General features: G+C 31.3%; 14 protein-coding genes, 1 tRNA gene and 2 other annotated features (1 of these 17 running past the window's edge). Of the genes, 2 read left to right on the forward strand and 13 right to left on the reverse strand.

Going from position 1 to position 16,898, the window contains the following annotated elements:
- Positions 1-14, forward strand: a binding site (T-box leader) (it extends 216 nt beyond the left edge of the window).
- Positions 15-51: 37 nt separating this feature from the next.
- Positions 52-280, forward strand: a binding site (T-box leader).
- Positions 281-338: 58 nt separating this feature from the next.
- Positions 339-2,252, forward strand: coding sequence for a threonine--tRNA ligase (gene thrS, locus G9F71_RS24450; RefSeq protein ID WP_164949279.1), 1,914 nt, complete (start codon positions 339-341; stop codon positions 2,250-2,252).
- 373 nt (positions 2,253-2,625) lie between these two features.
- Here the strand turns inward: thrS and G9F71_RS24455 are convergent, their stop codons facing one another.
- On the reverse strand, positions 2,626-3,375 hold the full coding sequence (locus G9F71_RS24455; protein WP_164949278.1) for an acyl-[acyl-carrier-protein] thioesterase: 750 nt from the start codon (positions 3,373-3,375) through the stop codon (positions 2,626-2,628).
- A 461-nt stretch (positions 3,376-3,836) separates the two neighbouring features.
- Between G9F71_RS24455 and G9F71_RS24460 the strand changes: the two genes are divergently transcribed.
- Complete coding sequence (locus tag G9F71_RS24460) at positions 3,837-4,424, forward strand: ECF transporter S component (RefSeq protein WP_124998780.1); 588 nt, start codon at positions 3,837-3,839, stop codon at positions 4,422-4,424.
- Between the two features lie 38 nt (positions 4,425-4,462).
- On the opposite strand, the gene G9F71_RS24465 is transcribed toward G9F71_RS24460, so the two are convergent.
- From G9F71_RS24465 to G9F71_RS24520, 12 genes are all read right to left on the reverse strand, one after another.
- Positions 4,463-4,645, reverse strand: coding sequence for a DUF1858 domain-containing protein (locus G9F71_RS24465; protein ID WP_124998866.1), 183 nt, complete (start codon positions 4,643-4,645; stop codon positions 4,463-4,465).
- Positions 4,646-4,901: 256 nt separating this feature from the next.
- On the reverse strand, positions 4,902-6,188 hold the full coding sequence (locus tag G9F71_RS24470) for an adenylosuccinate synthase (protein WP_164945951.1): 1,287 nt from the start codon (positions 6,186-6,188) through the stop codon (positions 4,902-4,904).
- Positions 6,189-6,330: 142 nt separating this feature from the next.
- Positions 6,331-7,743: an NAD(P)/FAD-dependent oxidoreductase gene (locus tag G9F71_RS24475; RefSeq protein ID WP_164949277.1), complete on the reverse strand. Its 1,413-nt coding sequence runs from the start codon at positions 7,741-7,743 to the stop codon at positions 6,331-6,333.
- Between the two features lie 204 nt (positions 7,744-7,947).
- Entirely contained in the window at positions 7,948-8,160 is a 213-nt protein-coding gene (locus tag G9F71_RS24480) for a DUF3006 domain-containing protein (RefSeq protein ID WP_164949276.1), read from the reverse strand.
- Positions 8,161-8,186: 26 nt separating this feature from the next.
- A complete protein-coding gene (locus tag G9F71_RS24485; RefSeq protein ID WP_124998789.1) occupies positions 8,187-9,149 on the reverse strand; it encodes a 3'-5' exoribonuclease YhaM family protein in 963 nt (320 codons plus the stop codon).
- Between the two features lie 180 nt (positions 9,150-9,329).
- A complete protein-coding gene (locus G9F71_RS24490; RefSeq protein WP_164949275.1) occupies positions 9,330-10,001 on the reverse strand; it encodes a phosphatase PAP2 family protein in 672 nt (223 codons plus the stop codon).
- 187 nt (positions 10,002-10,188) lie between these two features.
- A tRNA-Thr gene (locus G9F71_RS24495) sits at positions 10,189-10,264 on the reverse strand.
- Positions 10,265-10,289: 25 nt separating this feature from the next.
- Positions 10,290-10,616 (reverse strand): zinc-ribbon domain and TM2 domain-containing protein, encoded by a 327-nt coding sequence (locus tag G9F71_RS24500; RefSeq protein ID WP_164949274.1) that lies wholly within the window; start codon positions 10,614-10,616, stop codon positions 10,290-10,292.
- Between the two features lie 424 nt (positions 10,617-11,040).
- The gene (locus tag G9F71_RS24505) at positions 11,041-12,372 is read right to left on the reverse strand and encodes a replicative DNA helicase (RefSeq protein WP_124998795.1); all 1,332 of its coding nucleotides are present in this window, start codon (positions 12,370-12,372) and stop codon (positions 11,041-11,043) included.
- 113 nt (positions 12,373-12,485) lie between these two features.
- Positions 12,486-14,360, reverse strand: a complete 1,875-nt coding sequence (gene lonC, locus G9F71_RS24510; RefSeq protein WP_164949471.1) for a Lon family ATP-dependent protease — start codon at positions 14,358-14,360, stop codon at positions 12,486-12,488.
- A gap of 95 nt (positions 14,361-14,455) precedes the next feature.
- Positions 14,456-14,899, reverse strand: a complete 444-nt coding sequence (rplI, locus tag G9F71_RS24515) for a 50S ribosomal protein L9 (protein ID WP_124998797.1) — start codon at positions 14,897-14,899, stop codon at positions 14,456-14,458.
- Positions 14,899-16,890, reverse strand: coding sequence for a DHH family phosphoesterase (locus G9F71_RS24520; RefSeq protein WP_164949273.1), 1,992 nt, complete (start codon positions 16,888-16,890; stop codon positions 14,899-14,901). The genes rplI and G9F71_RS24520 overlap by 1 nt, the downstream gene beginning before the upstream one ends.
- Positions 16,891-16,898 lie beyond the last annotated feature (8 nt).

Here is a 16,898-nt window from a genome sequence, read left to right on the forward strand (position 1 = left end):
TACTCGTCCCTTTTTTAGGGACGAGTTTTTTTGTTTTTATTAATTTTATATCATAAAGCATTGAAGAGGACGAGTAAATAATCTACTGTTCTAACAGAGATAGAAATCCATCGGCTGAAAGGTTTCTAAGGCAAGTATTATTGAAAACCACCTCTGAGTTGAATACTGAATTTTAGTAAGTATCTCCGCAAACCAGCGTTAAAGGTATCGAGTGATAGTGTTGCACATTTTTGTGGATTGCTATAATTTGGGTGGAATCGCGAGTATACTCGTCCCTTTTTTAGGGGCGAGTTTTTTTGTTTTTATTAATTTATTTATATTAGGAGGAGGAAATATTTATGTTAAATATTATGTTAAAGGATGGAAATGTTATTCAAATTGAACAAGGTAAAAAGGTTTATGATGTTGCTATGAAAATTAGTCCAGCACTAGCTAAAAAGGCTTTGATTGCAAAAATCAATGGTAAAGCTGCAGAACTTATGACTGAAATAAATTGTGATTGCGACCTAGAAATCTTAACATTTGAGGATATCGAAGGAAGATTAGCATTAAGACATACTGCAGCTCATGTGCTTTCTCAAGCAGTAAAAAGGTTATATCCAAATGTTAAGCTTGCTATTGGTCCCGCAATTGACAATGGGTTTTACTATGATTTTGACTTAGAAGAAACACTTACTCCAGAAATTCTAGAAAAAATAGAGAAGGAAATGGAGAAGATAGTTAAAGAAAGTTTAAATCTTGAAAGATTTGTGCTTTCAAGGGAAGAAGCTATAAAGCTTATGCTGGAAAAAGAAGAACCCTATAAAGCTGAATTAATTGAAAATCTACCAGCGGGAGAGATTATATCCTTCTATAGACAAGGGGAATTTGTTGATCTTTGTGCAGGTCCACATGTTCCAGCCACTTCATATATTAAAGCATTTAAGCTTTTATCTGTTGCAGGCGCCTACTTTCGAGGTGACGATAACAATAAGATGCTCCAAAGAATATATGGAACAGTATTTACTAAAAAAAGTGAATTAGAAGCTTATATTAATATGCTTGAAGAAGCAAAAAAAAGAGATCATAAAAAGCTAGGAAGGGAACTTAAATTATTTGCATTTATGGAGGAAGGACCAGGATTTCCATTTTTCCTACCAAATGGTGTTGTTTTAAAGAATAATTTAATTGAGTATTGGAGAGGTCTTCATAAAAAATCTGGATACGTAGAAATTGAAACTCCATTAATCTTAAACAGAAAACTTTGGGAAACTTCAGGACATTGGCAGCACTTTAAAGAAAATATGTACACAGTTAATATTGATGAAGAAGAGTTTGCAATTAAGCCAATGAACTGCCCTGGAGGCATGCTTGTTTATAAGTCAGAACCTCATTCATATAGAGATTTACCTATAAGGGTAGGAGAGCTTGGCAAAGTGCACAGGCATGAGTTATCTGGTGCCATACAGGGACTTATGAGAGCAAGAGCCTTCACTCAGGATGATGCTCATATATTTATGCTTCCACAACAAATAAAAGAAGAAATAAAAGGCGTTATCAGACTTATAGATGAAGTTTACTCAAGGTTTGGATTTAAATATAATGTTGAACTTTCAACAAGGCCAGAAAATTCTATGGGAAGCGATGAGGAGTGGCAAATAGCAGAAAGCTCACTTGCTACAGCATTAAACGAGATGAATATACAATATAAGATAAATGAGGGTGATGGAGCGTTTTATGGTCCAAAGATCGATTTTCACTTAGAAGATAGTATAGGTAGAAGTTGGCAGTGTGGAACTATACAATTAGATTTCCAGCTTCCTCAAAGATTCGATTTGAATTATATTGGCAGTGATGGTGAAAAGCATAGACCAATAGTAATACACAGAGTAATCTTTGGAAGTTTAGAGAGATTTATTGGAGTATTAATAGAACATTTTGCAGGTAAATTCCCAACTTGGATTGCACCTGTACAGGTAAAAGTATTACCTATTTCAGAAAAATTTGCTGATTATGCAAAAGATGTGGCAACCAGCCTTAATGAAAATAATATCAGAGTAGAATTTGATGGTAGGGTAGAAAAGATTGGTTATAAAATTCGCGAAGCAAGAAATGAGAGAGTTCCATATATTTTAGTTATAGGAGAAAAAGAGCAACAAGAAGGCAATATATCTATAAGAAGTAGAAAAGATGGCGATGAGGGAACAGCTTCTTTAAGTGAATTTATTTCAAGGCTTAAGCATGAAATAGACAATAAAATTCTAGAAGTTTAATAATAACTAACAAAATATAAAATTCGTGGAGGTTATTTTATGCACTTTAATACATTATTTCCCAGGACATTGGAAAGATAGTATTAAAGTGAATTTAATCACCTAGGAAACAATAATGACTTATATTTTTTTCATTTTTTTCTTAGATTATGCTAACAAAAGTATATGTTGCGCAGAATGCTTCTGAACAAGCCTTAGTAATTCTTAATTTATTTTATTTATAGATGCGCACCGAAAATCACATGTTTGAGCGATAGCGAGTTTGTGATTTTTAGCATCTATAAATAAAATAAATTTTAGAATTACTTGGCGAAGTGAAAGCATTCCTAGCAACATATACTTTTCGTTACAGCATAACCTAAGAAAAAACCCTTTAAATCCAAGTACTTTCTAATAGTGTGAGCTGAGTACCCTCTTCATTTATGATTTTATGCCTACATATTGTTTTATTTTCTTCTCTTATAACCTCTGTGCTTACCTTTATAGTTTCCCCATATATTGTTTCTTTTTCGTAGGTTACCTTAATATTCTTTAATTCACAATTTAGTATCACATCCCCAGGCACCGTTTCTAAAGCCCAAGCAACATAATTAACATTATTCACATGCATATTTGTATCAATATCACTATATCTCACTTGGAAACTTTTCTCACTATCCACTGTATTTATTGGTTTTATATCCTCAATTTCTATAGAGGTATTATTGCTATCATCTATACCATAGGCCCCATACATCTCTTCTGTAATTCTTATTGGACGTCTTCTATCTGTATTTATTAAAATCCACACAGAAGTCGCATATCCTATTGTATTTCCTTCTATATCAATAATTTCATGCTTTCTATAGGCATAAAATTTTCTAAATGAATATGCAAAAGTTTTTACTTTTATAGTTTCGTTTAAAAGTGGATATGACTCCATTGTTATGTCCCATTTATATAAAACCCACGCCATGTGATTCTCTTTAAGATGCTCTATCCCAACACCTAAAATTTCACTTTGGTACATTGCCATATCACCAAGATAATCTATAATACTTGTAATTAAAGCTCTTTTATGAATATCTACTTCATAATAATGAATGTTGTAATTTCTATCTGAAACCATTGGACTCCCGCTCATACTATGCCTCCTGTATTTTATATTTGGCACAATAACTATTAATTTTTATGCCTCTTAATTTTGTTCATACTTAAAATCATATCAAACTAAACTAATACGGTAAACATTAACGCTCTAATGTTTACACAAAGTTTTATATTTTTAATAATTTGTTGATTTTAAGGACAAAATTTACATCATATTTACAGCCACTAATGTAAATTAATAATAACGCTTTAGAATTTATTTTTTCTTATATTTTGCTAACAAAAGCCTATGTTGCGCAGAATGCATTGAAACAAGCCTTAGCAAGGCTTTGTTTTAGAATATTCAGAGTTTTATGAAATTGTTTTCATCTATGTAATTTTTATGAAAAAAGTGATAAAATACTATTGTCAGTATTCATTGTGAAACTGAACTATATATAAGGATTATCAATATAATCGACTTATATCCTTATGGAATAAGAGCGGAGGTAAAATATGATCAATAATTCTATTCAAAAGAGAAGAATAAAAACAAATCAACTTACAACTATCGGTATGCTGTCAGCTATTTGCGTCGTACTTGGATTAACTGGATATGGTTTTATTCCACTGCCTGGTGCAAAAGCTACTATCATGCATATTCCTGTTATTATTGGATCTATAATAGGTGGACCTATGGTTGGAATGACTATCGGATTAATATTTGGAATTTTTAGCATTATGCAAAATATTATGGCTCCAAATATACTATCTTTTGCTTTTATAAATCCGCTAGTATCCGTATTGCCAAGAGTTCTTATTGGCTTTACTTCTTACTATGTTTATAACCTAAGCTTTATTAAAAAAGATAGCCTAAAAATTGGTCTAGCTACTGTTATTGGTTCTTTAACTAACACCTTTGGTGTTCTTACTATGATATATATTTTATATGCAGCTAAATTTGCCGTTTCTAAGGGCATAGATCCTTCTATTGCTGCCAAGACCATTTATGGTATAGCTGTAATAAACGGCGTTCCAGAGGCTATAATAGCTACTATAATTACTATACCTGTAATCCTATCGATTAAAAAGATAAAAAAATAAAAAAAGGCACTTAGCGTTTGCTAAGTGTCTTTGTTTTTTTATGCGTTTAATTTAGCCATTAATGCTTCTAAATCAAGACCATGAACCATTGCTGCTTCTTCTATTGTTTCAGCTTGTGCTGAAGGACATCCTACACAACCCATTCCAAATCCCATTAGTACTTCAACTGATTCTGGTTTTTGTCTTACAACTTCACCTATTGTCATATCCTTAGTTATTATCATAGTATCTACCTCGCTTTTTTTTAATTTTAAATAATTATATCAGAATTTAACTAGCAAATAAATAAAAATATTTATTTAACTTTAATTATCATTCTCATTCTATTGCATATGCTTCTATTTTACAAGTACGCACTTTTTTAATCTTTAGTATATACTTGTATACCTTAGATCATCTCCACAATATTATAATTCCCTATAATATATAAGACATACCTATTGCAAAAATTATCTTTACAATAGGTATGTCTATTTTCTATATTTCAGTTAATACCATTGTTTGATCTCTTTTTGGTCCTACTGATACTATTGAAACTTTAACTCCTGTAAATTCTTCAATTCTCTTTATGTATATTTTAGCATTTGCTGGAAGCTCATCATAACTTCTTGCCTCTGCTATACCTTCGTCCCAACCTTCAAATTCTTCATATACTGGAACGCATTTAGCTAAATCCTCAAGACTTGCTGGGAAGTAATCTATAACACTTCCTTCGAATTCATAACCTACACAAATTTTAATTTTTTCAAGTCCTGCTAGCGTATCTATTTTAGTTACAGCAAAGCTAGTAAGTCCTGAAATTCTTGCTGCAGTTTTTAGTATAACAAGGTCAAGCCATCCACATCTTCTTGCTCTGCCTGTTGTTACACCAAATTCAAATCCCTTTTCTCGAATCCATTCTCCAACTTCATTATCAAGTTCTGTTGGAAATGGTCCTTTTCCTACTCTTGTAGTATAAGCTTTCGCTATTCCTACAGCATTTGTTATCATAGTAGGTCCTATTCCAGCCCCAGTGCAAACGCCTCCTGCAATAGTGTTAGAAGAAGTTACAAAAGGATATGAACCATAATCTATATCAAGTAGTGTTCCTTGTGCTCCTTCAAATAAAACATTTTTTCCTGATTTTATTGCGTCAAAAACTTTTACTGATATATCTTTTACAAAAGGTCTCATTCTTTCTGCATACTCTAAGTATTGTGTATATATTGTATCAAAATCTAGTGCTTTTCCACCCAAAACTTTTGTTATTATATCATTCTTCATTGATAAACTAGTTTTAAGTTTTTCCTTGAAAACATCTTTTTTCATTAAATCACAAACTCTAATTCCACTTCTTTCAAACTTGTCAGTGTAACAAGGGCCTATACCTTTTTTTGTAGTTCCTATATCATTTTTACCTCTAGCTATTTCATATAGGCTATCTAACTCTTTATGGTATGGCATTATAACCTGTGATCTATCACTAATCATTAATCTTTCTGGAGTTATGTTCTCACCTAGCGCTTCTAAGTAGTCAATTTCTGTAAATAGTGCTTCTGGGTCTACAACCACTCCATTACCTATTACATTCAATTTATCTTTATATAATATTCCTGATGGTATTAAGTGGAGCTTATATTCTTTTTCTCCTACGACTACAGTATGACCTGCATTATTTCCGCCTTGGAATCTGACAACCACATCAGCTCCCTCAGCTAGATAATCCGTCATCTTACCTTTACCTTCGTCTCCCCATTGGGCCCCTAAAATAATAAATGCTGACATATAAATTCCTCGCTTTCTTTCATTTCGCAATAAAATTTCACAATTAATGTATTTAAAAAATTCTATTGTCTCATATGTTTACATACCTTTTAAATTATACACTTTTAATATTGATATAACCAATTATTTAGTTTAAATACTATTAGTCTTCCTTTTTAGCTATGTCTCTAGCTACAACTACACCGGTTGTTGATGCTTGCATTAGTCCTCTAGTTATTCCTGCTCCATCACCTATGGTGTACAAATTGCTAATAGATGTTTCAAATTTATCATTTGTGCTAATCTTACTAGAATAGAACTTTACTTCCACTCCATAGAGTAGTGTATTTTTACTATATAAACCTGGTGCTATCTTATCAAAAGCCTTTAATGCTTCTACTATAGAAGTTAAATGCCTTTGTGGCAATACAAAGCTTAGATCTCCTGGTACTGCTGATTTTAAAGTAGGCACAGTAGTTGATTTAGCCAATCTGTCATAATCTGTTCTTCTTCCTTTTAATAAATCTCCCAGTCTTTGAACCATTATGCCTCCGCCAGTTAACATATTACCTAGCTGAGCTATATATTTCCCATAAGAAATAGGTTGATCAAAAGGCTCCGTAAAAGTAGTAGATACAAGCATTGCAAAATTGGTATTAGTTGTTCTTAGCTTTTGATCTGAATAGCTATGACCATTTACAACTGCTATTTTATTATCATCATAATATTCTGCTGACACTACTCCACCTGGGTTCATACAAAAGGTTCTAACCTTACTGTCAAATGTATCAGAATAATATACTAGTTTTGCTTCATATAAATCCTTAGTTAAATGATCCATAACAGAATTAGGTACCTCTACGCGAAGTCCAATATCTACTGCATTATTAGTAACAACAATATTATGTTTTTTGGCTTCATTTGAAATCCATTCCGCCCCACCTCTACCTGGTGCTGCTACAACATATTTTGCATCAACGCGAGCCACACCGTCTTTATTTTTTAACAATATCCCAGTGGCCTTATTATCTTCTATTAATATTTCTTCCACTTCACTAAGTTCTATAAATTCTGTATTTGTATTATCTATTAAATGATGGTACATAGATTTTAAAACTTCATAGGCAAGTTCTGTTCCTAAATGCCTTACTGGGCATTCAACAAGACGAATATTATGTTTACTTGCTTCGTATTTAACCTCTTCAACCTTATCACTATTGAGTCCATATATTTTTTCATTTGCTCCAAATTTTATATAAATGTCATCACAATACTTTATTAATTTTTTTGATTCATCTTCAGAATAATATTCAAGAAGTCTTCCACCCACCTCTGGGCTTAAAGAAAGTTTACCATCTGAAAAAGCTCCAGCACCTGACCATCCAAATGTTATCCCACAAGGATTACATTTAACACATTTTCCATTAGCTCTCGCCGGACATTTTCTTTTCTCTATACTTCTTCCCTTATCAACTATAAGTACACTAAGTTCAGGTTTTTTATTTGTAATTTCTAGTGCCGTAAATATTCCCGCAGGTCCGGCTCCTACAATAACTACATCGTAAAAATTTTTCATTTCACATATCCTCCTGTATTACTCTGTGGTAGATAACAATTATAAATCGTTATCTCTACTGTATTAATTTCGGGCAAATAACAATTATAAGTGTTTCTTTACCCACTTAATAGTATCAGAGCTAGGTGTCTCAGTCAACATAAAATGCGAATATTTATAATTTATTTTTAATAATAGTTCGTGTATTTTCATTGCAAATCCATATTACTCATCCCATAAACCCTCTGTTAATTTTTCTATTTCTTTTTTTCTTTTCAAAGTTTCTTCATTATCAATAGTTATACTTTCTGATATCTCTATAACCGTACCTTCCTGGGCTTCTATTGGTAATTTTCTTTTATCTATATTAATTGTTTTTCCGCCCTGCAGCTCTACTACTGCATAGTTTCCTTCAAATCTATCTATTATTCCCTTCATTCCTATCACCTTTACCTAAACATTTCTTATTTATTTATAAAACTCTTATAAATACTTATATTATCTAGGGACCATATTCTTTCTGAAAATTTACCTTGCTCTGTATCAGTTAATGCCTTATTCATATCATACATTCTTGCATCCATTATATCTAAATGATGTAGCATCTCAGCTTCCGGTATCATAGGTTTTTTAGGACTTCCATATTCCGCTTCATAATGATGAGCTAGCACCATATGTTGTAATAACATGGATACCTCTTTGTCTGCTTTAACCTGGATACTTGCTGTTTCTATCATTTTAATTCCTTGAACTATATGTCCTATAAGTTGGCCTTCTATTGTATATTCAGATACAATCCCAAGTTCACTAGCATTCATTTCATATATTTTACCAATATCATGAAGTATTATACCTGCATATAGTAAATCCGTATTTAGAAAAGTATAAATCTCACTTAATTTTTCCCCTGCCTTAAGCATAGTGGTTGTATGATATAAAAGTCCCGCCCTTACAGCATGATGATTAGACTTAGCTGCTGGATAATGCATTAGCTTTTCTTCATTATCACTTAAAATATTTGTAACTATATTTTGAATATCTGTATTTTTAATTTTAGATAGATAATTTAAAATATCATCATACATTTTTTCTGGTGGATATGGTGCCACTGCAACATAATCACCAATTTTAACTTCATCTTTTTCCTCTGCCAGCCTTATCATTTCTATTTTTAATTGAAGTTTTCCTCTCCACTCATTTACAGTACCTTTTACTTTCACTAAAATATTTTGTTTGAATGTATTTTCTAATTCTTCATTACATTCCCAAAGTTTTGCATTTATATCGCCTGTAGCATCTCCTAAGTTAAAATCAAAATATTTATTTGTATTACTATTATTGGAAACCTTAATATCTACAGATTTTATAACGAAAAAGCCTTCAACTCTATCACCTTTTTTTATTTCACTTATCTTTTTAATTTCCATATTTATCTCCTTATATTGTATTGAACTTATTATATATAATACATTATGCTGATATAAGTGCTTAATATTTCTATATCTGTTAAATAAATTACACAACTTAAATATACTCTCTAATTATACATCATTATTGTTTTTCCTCCAATATTATTATAATTGCCTATAAATTAAGAAATCCTTCACTTAAGAAGGATTTTTTAATTTTCTTTTTATAATCCAAATTGAAGATAGTCTATTTTTCATTGTAGCAATATACTCTCTTTTAGCATTATTTGTAAATCTAAATATTACTTCACTTAATAGTATAGCAAATACCAAATCTAGTATCACATGTTGCTTAACAAATTGGGTAGATATAATTATAAGTATCCCTATTATATTAAAAATTAAGCTTACAATTGTACTATTTTTAGTATGATTAATGCCTTTCATTAGAATATAAGTTGTTGTAACATGCATACTTGGAAAGCAGTTAAATGGATTATCATATTTATATATTATAGTTACTAATTTAGATAATATATCCAAATTAGTAACTATTGGCCTAGGTACTGTAGTTTGAAAAACAGCATAGATAATATAACATATGGCTATTCCAATATTTAAACTAATCAAAGAAATATAATAATTTTTACGATTTTTCATACATAAATATATTAAACCTATAGCAATATAAGCATACCAAGTTATATATGGCAGTATAAATATTTTAAGAAATGGTATTGTTCCATCTAAATTTGTTACTAAACTATTTATATTTCCATCTCCATTATTTAAAAGTTTATAAAAAATAATAGAAATTGCAATAGATATCATAAAACTCAATGCAATTAAGTCTTTCTTAAACTTTTTCATAAAGTCTCCTTTCTACCTTACTCTTGCAATCATCACAAAATATTCTTAAACTTTAAACTTAAATTTCAGTATATATACATTTTCTGCAGTACAAGGATTAATATTCATGTTTTTTAAATTTTACATAAAAAAAGCTATTTATATATGAAATACTCATATATAAATAGCCTTTTCTATTCTATAAATTTGGAGCTGAAAAAGGGGATCGAACCCTCGACCTACGCGTTACGAGTGCGTTACTCTACCAACTGAGCTATTTCAGCATATCTAAAGAGGGTTTAAACCTCTTTAATAATTATACATATTTTTATTTAAATGTAACCCATTTATATCAGTAAATGAATTAGTAGCAATTAAAATCAAATCAATTAACGCCCATATTCCAAAACCACCAAAGGTTAATATCATTAAAATTCCTGTACCTGTTTTACCTACATAAAATCTATGAATACCAAGCGGTCCAATAAAAATGCAAAGCAACAATGCAACTAACCAGTTTTTTTCACTAATAGTCCTTACTTCGGTCTTACTGTGTTGAATTAATAAATTAATACCACAGGTTTTGCAAAAATTAGATCCATCATCATTTTGGGCACTACAATTATGACAGAACATTAAATCACCCTTTTCACATTATTTTAATATTATACTTACATTTTATCATATGTGTCAACATTTTACTATATGTATAACATTTATCTATTTACCAATAATTTTGAATTACCTAACGCCACAATCTCATTTCTAGCAATATATATCTTTTTCTATATCATAAAAAAATAATATTATTTTCTTAGAGGATGTAATCAAAAGTATATATTGCGTAAAATGCGTATGAGCAAGCCTTAGTAATTCTTAATTTATTTTATTTACGGCTGCGTAAAGAAAAATGCATGTTTGAGCGAAGCAAGTTTGCATTTTTTAGCAGCTGTAAATAAAATAAATTTTAGAATTACCTGGCGACGCGAACGCATTTGTAGCAATATATACTTTTAGCTAAAGCATCCTCTAAGAAAAATTTTCAGTCCATATTTAAAACCTAATCTCTATGAATTACATCAAGCCTCGCAAATTTACTGAATTGACCTATCCATGCCAGTCTTACTGTACCTACAGGACCATTCCTTTGTTTCGCTATAATACACTCTGCTACATTCTTATCTTCTGTTTCCTTATCATAATACTCATCTCTATATAAGAACATAACAATGTCAGCATCCTGCTCAATGGATCCTGACTCTCTAAGGTCAGAAAGCATTGGCCTATGGTCAGCTCTTTGCTCTGGCGCACGTGACAGCTGTGATAATGCTATAACAGGGCACTGCATCTCTTTTGCAAGGGCTTTAATAGATCTTGATATTTCTGATACTTCTTGTTGTCTACTTTCTGGATTACTACCAGACATAAGTTGAAGATAATCTATAACTATCATGTCTATACCATGCTCCATTTTTAGTTTTCTACATTTTGAACGCATATCCATAACAGAAGTTCCTGCTGTATCATCAATAAATATTTTAGCAGCAGCTAAAGGCCCAGATGCTTTCGCTATGTTTTCCCAATCCTTATCTTCTAAATTACCATGTCTAAGCTTTGACATATCAACATTTGCTTCTGAACAAAGTAATTTATAGGCAAGTTGTTCCTTAGACATTTCCAGTGAAAATATAGCTACGTTTTTCCCTTCTCGAAGGGCTGCATACTCAGCTAAATTTAGTGCAAAGGTAGTTTTACCCATAGAAGGTCTCGCAGCAATAAGAATCATATCGCCCTTTTGAAATCCAGCGGTCTTATCATCTAGTTCTGGAAAACCACTAGGTATTCCAGTTGTTTCTCCTTTATTATTAAAGATTCTTTCTATTTCTAAAAAGCCTCTCTCAAGCACCGTATTCATTGGTTCAAAATCACTTGAATTTTTTCTTTCTGCTATATTAAAGACCTTTTGCTCTGCAAGGTCCATTACTGCTTCCACATCATCTTGCTTATTATAACAATTTTCCATAATTTCCGTAGAAGCTCTAATAAGTTTCCTTAAAGTAGACTTATCATCTACAATTTTTATGTAAGAACTTAAATTAGCAGTAGAGGGTATTGAGTTACTTATTTCTGTAATATAAGTAATTCCCCCTGAAGCTTCTAACTTTTCAGAAGAACGTAAATGCTCCAGTAGTGTAATCATATCAATAGGTGTGTCCTTTTGATATAAATCAAAAATAGCGTTGAATATAACCTTATGAGAATCTCTGTAAAAATCATCACCATTTAAAATCTCCACGACCCTTGATATGGCAGTTTTATCTATAAGCATTGATCCAATTACCGATTGTTCTGCTTCTAAGTTATAAGGCAAACTTCTAAGGGGTGTATCCATTTTTCATCTCTCCTAAGGTAATGTTTATGCCCTGCTAAAATTTCATTCTGGAAGATGTAATCATCTTCCAGGGTGATTATTTAACAGGGCCATTAATTATAGTTAATTGTATTTTATGCGAAGACTAATTTCATTAGTTCCTCAATGGTTGATATAGCTTTTGTTTCAATATCCACAAGATCAATAGGTACTTCTTTTTCATTCTCCTTGGGAACAATGACTAGCTTAATTCCTTTTCTTCTTGCACCATAAATTTTCTCAAATATGCCGCCTACTGGTTTTATAATACCACGAAGTGATATCTCTCCAGTTACTGCGATATCCTGCCTTAAAGGTTTATCTAAAAGCGAACTAATTATGCATACAGTTATAGCGGCTCCGGCGGATGGTCCATCTATTTTACCTCCACCTACTATATTTACATGTATGTCATAATCCTTAATATCCTTATTTGTGGTCTTTCTTATTACTGACGCAGCATTAAATACTGAATCCTTAGCCATACTTCCAGCCGTATCATTAAATCTTACTTGGCCTTTACCTTTTTCCTTGGCTTCAAATACTGATGTTTCTATTTCTATAGTTGAACCTATGTACCCTGATACTCCAAGTCCATATATATGTCCTACTTCAAGTTTAACTTCCGTATCTAATTCCTCATAAGGAGTAAGTCTACTTATAGATATAACATCTAAAAGATCTTTAAGCTCAATTTTAATTTTAGAAGTCTTTACTAATTCTCTATTATGCAATACATATCCATAAGCATCCGCTAAAATATTTACAGCCTTTCTTCCTTCAATAGTATATCTACTGATGGTTTCCGCCACTCCATCTGCAACTTCAACTTTCAATTTATGAGCAGCATTAACTACTATAGTTTCAATATCTTTCGCAGTTAATGGTTCGAAATAAACTTCAGTACATCTTGATCTTAATGCCGGGTTTATTTCTGATGGTTCGCGAGTTGTAGCTCCTATTAAAACAAAATCTGCTGGAGCACCTTTATCAAACAAATATTTTATATATTTAGGTGTGTTTTCATCTTCAGGATCATAATAAGATGATGAAAACTCAACTCTTTTATCTTCTAATACTTTAAGAAGTTTGTTTTGAAGTATATTATCCAGTTCTCCTATTTCATCGATAAATAATATTCCTCCATGAGCCTCAGTAACAAGCCCTGTTTTAGGTTCAGGAATTCCAACTTCAGCTAGATCTCTTTTACTTCCCTGATATATTGGGTCATGAACAGATCCCAGCAGAGGATTTGTTATTTCTCTTGGATCCCATCTGAGTGTTGTACCATCTACTTCTATAAATTTAGCATCTTTGTCATAAATAGTGTAACTCAGCTTTTTAGCTTCCTCAAGAGCAAGTCTAGCAGCAGTGGTCTTACCCACTCCAGGAGGTCCATAAAGGATAATATGTTGAGGATATGGTGACGCCATTTTAGATATCAGTGATTTTATAGCTCTTTCTTGCCCAACTATTTCACTAAAACTCTCCGGCCTTAAAATAGCTTGTATGTTTTTCGTTAGTTTTCTACTATCAAGTAATTCTAAATCATCATATTTTTTGAGTGTTTTAGCATTTTCAGGACCCTTTTGTTTTTTAATTATGCTAAGTCTTACCTCATCAATATACTTATCTTGCTTTTCCATTAGATTTTTTTCTACTTCAGCTTCGATCTTATTTTGCACATATCTTTTAGCTATTTCTTCAGTAAGAAAGTCATTAGTGTTGTCTAACACCTCATGAATATTTTTTGGATTAGGTACTACATCTATGCCCTTACCATTGCTTACAATTTTATTTAGTGCATATAATCTTTTATATATATCTTCGCTTTTTATATACTTTTGCAGTTTGAATTTTATGGTTTTAGCCTTTATACTGCTCTCGTCTATTACGTTTCTCATTATTTCATATAAAACGTCAATTTGTGTATCCAGTGGTAAAGTATCTTTTGCAATGGGTTCTCCCATCTTATTAACAAGTAATGTCTTCAAGCTCAATCCGCTTTAATAGATAACATTATCAATTTATTTACTAAAGCGTTTCCTCCCTTCTTTTTATATGATTATTCCTCACAAACAAGAACTTTTATTTTAGTAGATATTTCTGGGTATACTTTAACTTCTACTTCATAAGTTCCTAATAATTTTATTGTATCTGTTACTATTTTCTTTTTATCAACATCTAAATTATATTGTTTATTTAATGCCATTGCTATATCTTTATTTGTAATTGCACCAAAAAGTTTTCCATTTTCGCCAGCCTTGCCGATTATTTTTACAACCTTATCTTTAAGTTCGTTAGCTGTTTTTTGTGCCTGCTCAATTTCAGCTGTTTTCTTTTTTCTTTCAGTTTCATTCTTTTTATTTAATATGTGCATATTTGGGTCTGTAGCTTCTTCTGCCAATTTCCTAGGAAATAAAAAATTCCTTGCATACCCATCTGCGGCGTTTACCACATCTCCCTTTTTACCTACACTTTTAATATCTTTTAATAAAATAACTTTCATTATTTTTCACCTTCCTTTAAATATTCAGCTATAGCTTCATTTAATTTCGCCACTACTTCTTGAGTTGTAAGCGAAGTAAATTTTGTACCAGCCATAGTCATATGTCCACCTCCGCCTAATGTCTCTAATATTAATTGTACATTGATTTTTCCAAGAGACCTTCCGCTAACAAATACTTCATCTCCTATTTTAACAATAACAAATGATGCCTCGATACCAGTAATATTTAAAAGCTCATCAGCTGCTTGAGCTGCAAGTACGGTATCTTCTATTGCCTGGGGACAGACTGCTATAGCAATTTCATTTTTAACTTCTGCTGATCTTATTATATCAGCTCTTTTTAAATAAATGTCTAAATCATCAGAAAACATTTTTTTAACATCCATAGTATCCGCACCATGACGCCTTAAAAAAGCAGCGGCTTCAAAAGTTCTAACTCCTGTTTTAAAATAGAAATTTTTTGTATCTATACATATTCCTGCTAGAAGACACACTGCTTCTATATGTTTAAGCTTTGGCTTATCTACCATATATTGAATCATTTCAGTAACTAGTTCAGCAGTAGATGATGCATAAGTTTCCATATAGCTAAGCACTACTCCTTGTATAAAATCTTGCGATTTTCTATGATGATCAATTATAACTACTTTTTCTACTTCTTTAACTATTTCTAAATTCAGCACATGACCTTCATTATGAACATCTACTATTATAATCAAATTATTAGATTTTTTAACACTTTTAAATTTTTCACTTGATATGAAAGTGTTTTTATATTCCTCATCAACCATTAATATATCCATCATGCTTTTTATTCCAGTACTTATTCCTTCGAGAATAATATAGCATTCTTTATTTGTACTTTTAATAATACTATATAGACCAATTGCTGAACCTAGACAATCAGCATCAGGGTTCTTATGTCCCATAATGAAAATTATATCACTCTCATTTACTAAATCCATTAATGCATGAGCAATAACCCTTGCGCGAACTTTAGTTCTTTTCTCAACTTCTTTTGTTTTTCCTCCAAAGAAAGATAATTTATCACCTTTTTTTACTACTACCTGATCACCGCCACGACCTAAGGCAAGCTCCTTGGCTGAAGCCGCAAATTCATAGTTTTTTGAAGGCGTATCTTCTCCTCTTCCTATTCCTACACTTAAAGTAACTGCTAGCTTGTTACCATTGCTTATTTCGCGAACACTATCTAGTATATCAAATTTCTTTTCTATTTCTTTTTCAATGTACTTATCTTGAACTATAATAACATATTTATTAGATGTATACTTTTTTACTACAGCATTTACACTCTGTCCATAGCTATTTATCGTTCGCTCAATATCAGCTGCAAGTAGTGGTGCCTTATCTTCTTCTGTAGTTTTAATAACATCATCAAGATTATCAACCTCTACTAGCATAACACTTTCTCTATTACCGTTAATACCTTTTATTAAATTGTTTTTTTCCGTTATATCATAAAAATATAAAAGCATAATTTTATCTTTAACATTTTTATTTTCGTCTGTATCCACAATATTGGTATAAATCTCATAAAAACTATTTTTTATTTTAATATTTGGAAAAAGATTTTTTTTCCCATCTAAAACTTGCTTTAAAGGCAGTTCCTTAATTATATCTCTAATATTTTTATTAAAAAGATCTTCCCCTTCGAGCATTGTGGTTACACTTTGATTGTACCATAAAATGTTTCCCATATATCCTATAATTATTAAGGGAAATGGAAGCTTTACTAAAGTACTTGTAGTTGCTATATCAAGTTTAGAGGAAAAATTTTCAATAAATTTCTTCCACTCACTTTTTTTTATCTTCGTGTTGTAAATATTGTACACTACTAGTATGGCGTATAATCCTAGTGTAAGTAACCCCACTTCAAAATGTCCATAATAAAATATTATACATATAAGTAGAGCCATGGTCACCATATATATTTTATTATTAACATCGAAGTAATTATATTTGTTATCCATAATTCGCC

Source organism: Clostridium sp. FP2, assembly GCF_011065955.2.
In the GTDB taxonomy this organism is placed as follows: Bacteria; Bacillota; Clostridia; order Clostridiales; family Clostridiaceae; genus Clostridium_AD; species Clostridium_AD tagluense.

Bases quoted from the DNA above. Each gene is read 5' to 3' on its own strand.
- G9F71_RS24460 (WP_124998780.1), top strand. From the start codon at position 3,837: ATGATCAATAATTCTATTCAAAAGAGAAGAATAAAAACAAATCAACTT.
- G9F71_RS24480 (WP_164949276.1), bottom strand. From the start codon at position 8,160: ATGAAGGGAATAATAGATAGATTTGAAGGAAACTATGCAGTAGTAGAG.
- G9F71_RS24475 (WP_164949277.1), bottom strand. From the start codon at position 7,743: ATGAAAAATTTTTACGATGTAGTTATTGTAGGAGCCGGACCTGCGGGA.
- G9F71_RS24505 (WP_124998795.1), bottom strand. From the start codon at position 12,372: ATGGATACACCCCTTAGAAGTTTGCCTTATAACTTAGAAGCAGAACAA.
- G9F71_RS24500 (WP_164949274.1), bottom strand. From the start codon at position 10,616: ATGTTCTGTCATAATTGTAGTGCCCAAAATGATGATGGATCTAATTTT.
- G9F71_RS24455 (WP_164949278.1), bottom strand. From the start codon at position 3,375: ATGAGCGGGAGTCCAATGGTTTCAGATAGAAATTACAACATTCATTAT.
- G9F71_RS24470 (WP_164945951.1), bottom strand. From the start codon at position 6,188: ATGTCAGCATTTATTATTTTAGGGGCCCAATGGGGAGACGAAGGTAAA.
- G9F71_RS24520 (WP_164949273.1), bottom strand. From the start codon at position 16,890: ATGGATAACAAATATAATTACTTCGATGTTAATAATAAAATATATATG.
- rplI (WP_124998797.1), bottom strand. From the start codon at position 14,899: ATGAAAGTTATTTTATTAAAAGATATTAAAAGTGTAGGTAAAAAGGGA.
- G9F71_RS24485 (WP_124998789.1), bottom strand. From the start codon at position 9,149: ATGGAAATTAAAAAGATAAGTGAAATAAAAAAAGGTGATAGAGTTGAA.
- G9F71_RS24490 (WP_164949275.1), bottom strand. From the start codon at position 10,001: ATGAAAAAGTTTAAGAAAGACTTAATTGCATTGAGTTTTATGATATCT.
- thrS (WP_164949279.1), top strand. From the start codon at position 339: ATGTTAAATATTATGTTAAAGGATGGAAATGTTATTCAAATTGAACAA.
- lonC (WP_164949471.1), bottom strand. From the start codon at position 14,360: ATGGGAGAACCCATTGCAAAAGATACTTTACCACTGGATACACAAATT.